This window comes from Aliikangiella maris, assembly GCF_040719265.1.
GTDB classification, from domain to species: Bacteria; Pseudomonadota; Gammaproteobacteria; order Enterobacterales; family Kangiellaceae; genus Aliikangiella; species Aliikangiella maris.
In genome coordinates, this window is sequence record NZ_JBFDAH010000030.1 from 45,729 (window position 1) to 51,728 (window position 6,000).

A 6,000-nucleotide genomic window follows, 5' to 3' on the forward strand; every position below is an offset into this window, starting at 1 on the left:
TTGAGAGATTAACATGATTTATAAAATAGTTAAATCTTGGTTCAATGGTTGGGGTGAGTTTGTTTACTTTAAGGAAAAAAGTATGGCTATGCACAAATCGATCATTTCTTTAGTTGAATTTTCAAATACGGTTGCAAACAACCTTCCGAAAGGTTGGGTGTTTCAATTAGGAGATGAAAATACTACTGCATATATTAATGGTCCAAACAAGGCTTCAATATTATTGACTAAAAAAGCATCTGAGGCTTTATTAGTTGGTGCTTGGCCTAATGATCCTAATGGTAGAGCTATGGATCCATATTCTTGGGGGGTTTTAAAAATAACCTCTCCCTACCCTTTTAAACGAATCAATCTGGAAGAGCAGCCTGAACTTTTAACAAAAGAAGTGCTGTCATTTATTGATGATTACCAACCTATTTACTGTAAATGTTTAGATAAATGTGCACATAAGAACCTAATTGCTGTTTAATATGAGAATTAGCTTACATCAGTTTGTTTATCTGTTTTTGGTTTTATTGTTTTATATATTTTATATAAAGCAATACAAACTGTTGCACTTCCGATGTAACTAAGGATTTCTATGTTATCTAATCCTCCAATTACTCGCATTCCAAAACCCGCAGAAGTTAATTTGCAAATACCCGGTGCTAGAATTTCAAATTTAAGATATTTTTGGACATTGAATGCCCAAAACAAAAGCCATATTATGCATAAGGCTCCGTCCCACCAAATTACTAGATCATCCATTGTTATTTCTCCGGTTCAAATAAGCTTGCCGATCAAGAAGGCAACAATTAAGACAATTATAACGTGTCTGAATAAATTATTAATAATTAGAACAAGCCAATCAAAGTGCCGAAACCATGAAATAAGAAATGCCGAAATAATCTTAAGATTATACCGAAAATTAACTTTAGAATGCCGAATATCCGCTTTCGGCATTACGCAAATGCACTTCTTGTCAATATTTGCTAAATTTAATAGAATTGTAATAACAACTCATATTTTTACTTCGGGGTTTATCACAATGAACTTGGCAATAGCACAGGAATTATTTAAAGCGGGAGATTTAATACAAGCTCGTATTGAACCTGTACTTATTCACGGAGGTTTTACTCTCGTGTTAGTTCGTAGAGATGGCTCTAGAGAGTCACTTACCCGTACAAAGACTAAAGATATGAAAATATATAAGCGTGACAATGGTGCTAAGCAGGACGCAGCAAAGATAGGATTTAAAGAGGTAAGTCTATTGTTTGACTAATAATTAATTGGCACAAAAAAACCCGCTTGTGGGAGCAGGTTTTTTTACATAACCGCATTCGTTGGGGCGGTGTTCGCATTCGATACAATTCAATTGTAATCCGAACAACCTCCCTTTGCAAATAAAAAATGCATAAAATGGGAGCGTTCAATCAGTGATTGACCGGGATAATTCTTCGTCAAAGCTTTATTCTAAAAGGGCTGGCGATTTAATTGATAATTTTCAATTTGGTTCTGAACAACAGAAACTCAAAGTTAATCGTCGGCCAAGAGGAAGAACAGCAGGCGCACTTCCCTGCAACAACCCCAATATTGATTTTAAAGATGTTAGGAAAAGAGCTCGACGATTTGTTGGTAACAAAGCATTCTACGGGGATGTAATGGAACGAGCTATTAGTAACAGTTCCAAGGTTGTTCAATCTAATCATACAAATGCAATACATGAATCGTTAGGGTATTGCTATCGAACCAGATTAGGAATAGAGAGAGATATTGCTGCATGGATAGTCTTATTTAGCACTGTTAATTTAACTGCTGTTTCCGATCGAAACTGGTTTAAGTGTTATGTTAATTTGCAGCGTGTCGAGGAAATGACTGGCTATTTATCTTTGTCTCGCGGCTCTCGTTTTTTAGAACTGTACAGAAAAACAGATCTGTTGCGTGTTACATATAAGAAAAGTAATCGGAATAAAGAGCGAAAATATTGTGAGATTTTTATTTCTAGAAGAGCTTTTGAGTTAGCAGGCGTTAGCAGAAGTGAGTTAGATGGTGAAATAGAGAGAAAGAAAAGGAACGATAAAAGACGACTTTTGCAACCCAATTCAATAGAGCATGAGAAAGCCAGAGCTATGGCAAAGAAAGCTAATCGTCACTTGTATGTTATCCAGAAAGAAAATTATAAGAGAAAAAAACAGCAGGCGAAAGAATCAGTTAAATCTAAGCAAGACAAACTTCGTAATCAAGAATTTAAAAGAGAAGCAATAGAATTATTAGCTTCACTACAAAAGTCATATCCCGATAAAAGTGTACAAGAGCTTAAGGATTTACTAATTAGAAGACATCCCGTTTATGCATATGCTTTGGGCTCTTCCCCTCCCCGCTAAGCAAGGATTACAAGGTAATTGAGTTTACCCTGCGCTCTTATGCATACCTTTTAAAAATCGCTTATTTAGACCCTTTTTTGAGGGTTTTTTTATGTCTTAAAATTGGATTTCGCTTTTCTAAGTTTTTATTCTTTTATTAGCGCAATATGCTCCGCAAAGGATACTATTAGTAATAAGATATAAACTGTTTTTTATAAAGCATCGATAAATCGATATTTTTTATAAAACTTGAAAGTCCACTCAATTGCTTGCAATCCAATCGCAAGCTCTTGGTGTCGAGATAATATCGCCTGGATAGCAAAAAACGCTATCCACGCTCAAACTCGATTTCTGTGAAAACAAGCAACCCACCAAAGTAATCAAACTAACCATATGAAAACAAGTTAATAAGGAAAGAGAAATTGCTTTTTTCTTTTTTAAAAATCGAGTGATCATGAACTATAAAATAATACTGCGGCCGATATAGTTATTTGCAACTATGCCTATAAACAAAGATAAATTTAACTATGAAATATTAGTTGCAAGAATGGCAGCCAATACAGCTTGACGTTCGTCAGTTGGTAATGATTGAAATTTCTTTGACCAGCGTTCCGCCTTTCGCTTGATGCGTTGTCTATCAGTAAAATTTTTACCAGCATAAGTGTGATAATGAATTGCTCCTGGATTGAAGTTACACCAAACTGTTTCAGTGCGAACACCACCTCTGGTCATCGCTTGAAAATCCATATTGTACCAATCACCAATTAATTCATCATAAATTGAATTTCGATAGCCAGAAATCAAGACATAAGCTTTAATGTCTTTTAAAACTTTTAATAACTGTCGATGATCATTATCAGTCATCTCATGTTTATACTGAGCATTTGAGGTTCTAGTGCTATGAACATAAGGAGGGTCTACATATAGCAAGACCTTGTCTACTGGATTAAAATTCGCTAGCCACTCGATGGAATTTGCACAAATAAATTCTACTTGTTCAGTGTTTTTTTTGCGCTTGATAATTTCTTTATCTAGATCGATACAGATGCTTTTTAAAGCTGGTGCTTTTTTCTCAAAAATACTACCAGAGCCAAAAAACGGCTCAATATAAGTATCATGCGGTGGCATCAAATTTATTATTGCTTGATAAACTCCTGAACCTCCCTTTGAGCCTAAATAATTCATGAATTATAGCCTATTGTTTTATTTGATTACTCGATAAAGCATAGTCAGATTTATCTATGTTGTAAATGTACAGCTGGCATAGACAGATTTGACTATAGATAGATGTTAATTTTTTTGGCCAATAATAATAAAAAGCCAGCCCTTTTGGGGCTAGCTTTTTATAACTAAATAAGTTCGCTTGTGACTTATTTTTGTTTTTGCGATGAAAATTAGAACTCCCTACTCTATTTCTAAAATATGACTTTCTGTTGCAAGCCTACTTGTTTTTTAGATCATCGTTACTGATTGGTTTTAGCAAGGAAGCTATCCAAAGAAACAGCCCTACTATAAACAATATTAACGATTCCTCAGAACTCACTTTATCAGACTTTAGAATGTAGCCGATTAAACCAGAAAGTATTAATGCGATACTTACTTTCCTGGAATCTTCGCGCAGTGATTCATTGTCAATTGAAAGTATATTGAACAGAAATATCCAAGTTGTTCTAATGATCTCTACAAAATTTAACATGTGTATCTCCTGTCTATGAGATACGCTTATCCCTCACGGGGACAAGTGCATCCCCTGAAGGTTTGAATTAAAGGATTTTTAAATCGCCGCTCAGAAATTGAGTCCTCTTAGGCGCTTTTCTGATTTATAGTTTCAGCAAACTTGTGTTCCTTGGATATACTGCCAAGGAGTCAGTTTTGAAACTAGCGACCTAAATAAATTGCTGTTATTTGCTCTCTCTCATGGCCCAGTGCTTTAGATATTTCTAATCTTGCCTGGCGATCTATTGCTTTCTGTACTTTAGATAATTCTTTTGATTTAGGACCTCCACAAACCGGAGCATTCCAACCTGTTTTTTCTAAATACATTTCTTGGGCAAATCTATGTCTTAATCCATGTAGTTTTGATAGGCCTGCTCGGATAGTATGGCCTTCGTATATTTTTAATTGTTGAATAAATTTTCGATTACTTGGTATTAGACTCCCTTTGCCAGCAAGTTTATGTGCCGCTTTCAATACTTCTCTTTGATAATCAGTTTTTATTTCTATCTCCCTCTCCTTTCCTCCTTTTGTCCAAGTACTTTTCAGTATAATATGACTACCTTTGTCTGCATAAGATGGAATAAACTTTATACTCTCTTCCCTTCTCAATCCGAAAGCACTTTGTAATTGCAGAGATATTTTTACGTGTTCATCTGTAACATTTGATAGTTTTTCTATATCTAAAGATTGCCCTTTGTTTAAATTGGATACCATTACTCTGTCTGCTATTCCATAATGGGAATTGTCCCTGGCAATGATTGCTGGTTTATTTATTTTTTCTGCCCACCAACGCAGACTGCTCATGTAGTTTTTAATAGTTCCAACTGATGTTTTCTCCGCTCTCCAATGTTCAATTAACGCATCTATATGCTTTGGTTTTAATGATTGTGCACTCATTTTCCGATAGCCTTTTTCGTGAAGAATATTTGCTATTTTTTGTAGTCGTCTTCCTCTAGATGATTGAGTAGAATAAGAGCCGTCCTTATTTCTAGCACACATTTTTTTTAAATCGTAATTTAGTTCGCGCATAATTAAGTTTAGTGTAGTAAGTTTCGGTAAGTGTTTATGCACATATTAAGACCTTGGTCATTAATATTCGGCATGCCGAAAAAGTGCGTGGGACACTACTCCCTATTGATAGCCCGCTTGGACTAATAACGTGTTTATCGTAGATAAAACAACTGCCATTCTCGTTTTCTCAGATTAGTTTTCGGCGTTTATCGCGCTTACTGCTGTCTGAGCTTTTTGGAGCCAATAATCAGATACAACTTTCGAAGCATCTGGTTTCTCAGCTTGCGCCTTAATTAACGCACTGCAAACCGTAGTTATGTCAGGCTTGAAACCGTTCAATAAATTACGCATTTGCTTTTGTACCGATGTTGCCGCAGAAATCGCGTCATCGGTAATTTTTACTTTCCTAAGTTCATTAGGATCTAGTACTAGCTCTTCAAGTTCTCCATTTACTAGTTTGTATAATTTACCTTCAGTTAAATCATCTAAAATATTTGTTGATTTATTTTCAGTAAGTATTTCACCTGTTTCTCTGTCGATTTTTTCTGTCATGATATTTCTCCATTATGAGATTTAAGTGTTATTGAAGTTTTATCTTGTTGAGTTTTCATTAAATACTCCTCGTTAAAGTTAATAATAATTACAGTTAATTTTAAGTTTTGGCAGTTACTTAACCCACTGTTCAACACAAAAATGCCAGCGATTGGGCTTCGCTTGTTACTTGCTTTTTTATCGTCTGCAAGTTTGACGTAGTGCCTCAGATATACCGCTGAGACGCCGGGTGGAAATTTTTTAAAGGCTATATTTGCCTTTACCAGCGCTTTGAAATTCAAATTCTGAGCAGTGAATTTGATATTTCTCTCGAAAAAACACCCAAAAAACGGGGTAATTTTCTCGTCATTTCCCTTCGGAATTTACAACTTCGGCATGC

Annotated in this window: 7 protein-coding genes; 3 read left to right on the forward strand and 4 right to left on the reverse strand. The window is 35.2% G+C overall.

The annotated features are described in order from the left end of the window. Nucleotides 1-13 precede the first annotated feature (13 nt). Entirely contained in the window at nt 14-469 is a 456-nt protein-coding gene (locus ABVT42_RS19365; RefSeq protein ID WP_353897567.1) for a hypothetical protein, read from the forward strand. A gap of 8 nt (nt 470-477) precedes the next feature. Here ABVT42_RS19365 and ABVT42_RS19370 read toward each other — a convergent pair whose 3' ends face one another. Then, on the reverse strand, nt 478-747 hold the full coding sequence (locus ABVT42_RS19370; protein WP_353897568.1) for a hypothetical protein: 270 nt from the start codon (nt 745-747) through the stop codon (nt 478-480). Between the two features lie 280 nt (nt 748-1,027). On the opposite strand from ABVT42_RS19370, the gene ABVT42_RS19375 reads away from it, so the two are divergent. Both ABVT42_RS19375 and ABVT42_RS19380 read left to right on the forward strand, forming a co-directional pair. Continuing rightward, nucleotides 1,028-1,261, forward strand: a complete 234-nt coding sequence (locus ABVT42_RS19375; protein ID WP_353897569.1) for a hypothetical protein — start codon at nt 1,028-1,030, stop codon at nt 1,259-1,261. A gap of 154 nt (nt 1,262-1,415) precedes the next feature. Beyond that, complete coding sequence (locus ABVT42_RS19380) at nt 1,416-2,363, forward strand: hypothetical protein (RefSeq protein WP_353897570.1); 948 nt, start codon at nt 1,416-1,418, stop codon at nt 2,361-2,363. 504 nt (nt 2,364-2,867) lie between these two features. Here ABVT42_RS19380 and ABVT42_RS19385 read toward each other — a convergent pair. The 3 genes from ABVT42_RS19385 to ABVT42_RS19395 all read right to left on the reverse strand — a co-directional run bounded on the left by ABVT42_RS19385 (nt 2,868) and on the right by ABVT42_RS19395 (nt 5,621). Beyond that, entirely contained in the window at nt 2,868-3,527 is a 660-nt protein-coding gene (locus ABVT42_RS19385; protein ID WP_353897571.1) for a DNA adenine methylase, read from the reverse strand. Between the two features lie 693 nt (nt 3,528-4,220). After that, a complete protein-coding gene (locus ABVT42_RS19390) occupies nt 4,221-5,129 on the reverse strand; it encodes a phage integrase N-terminal domain-containing protein (protein ID WP_353897572.1) in 909 nt (302 codons plus the stop codon). A gap of 132 nt (nt 5,130-5,261) precedes the next feature. Next, nucleotides 5,262-5,621, reverse strand: coding sequence for a hypothetical protein (locus ABVT42_RS19395; RefSeq protein WP_353897573.1), 360 nt, complete (start codon nt 5,619-5,621; stop codon nt 5,262-5,264). Nucleotides 5,622-6,000: the final 379 nt, after the last annotated feature.

Coding starts and splice junctions, on each gene's coding strand:
- ABVT42_RS19365 (WP_353897567.1), top strand. CDS start 14: ATGATTTATAAAATAGTTAAATCTTGGTTCAATGGTTGGGGTGAGTTT.
- ABVT42_RS19370 (WP_353897568.1), bottom strand. CDS start 747: ATGGATGATCTAGTAATTTGGTGGGACGGAGCCTTATGCATAATATGG.
- ABVT42_RS19375 (WP_353897569.1), top strand. CDS start 1,028: ATGAACTTGGCAATAGCACAGGAATTATTTAAAGCGGGAGATTTAATA.
- ABVT42_RS19385 (WP_353897571.1), bottom strand. CDS start 3,527: ATGAATTATTTAGGCTCAAAGGGAGGTTCAGGAGTTTATCAAGCAATA.
- ABVT42_RS19395 (WP_353897573.1), bottom strand. CDS start 5,621: ATGACAGAAAAAATCGACAGAGAAACAGGTGAAATACTTACTGAAAAT.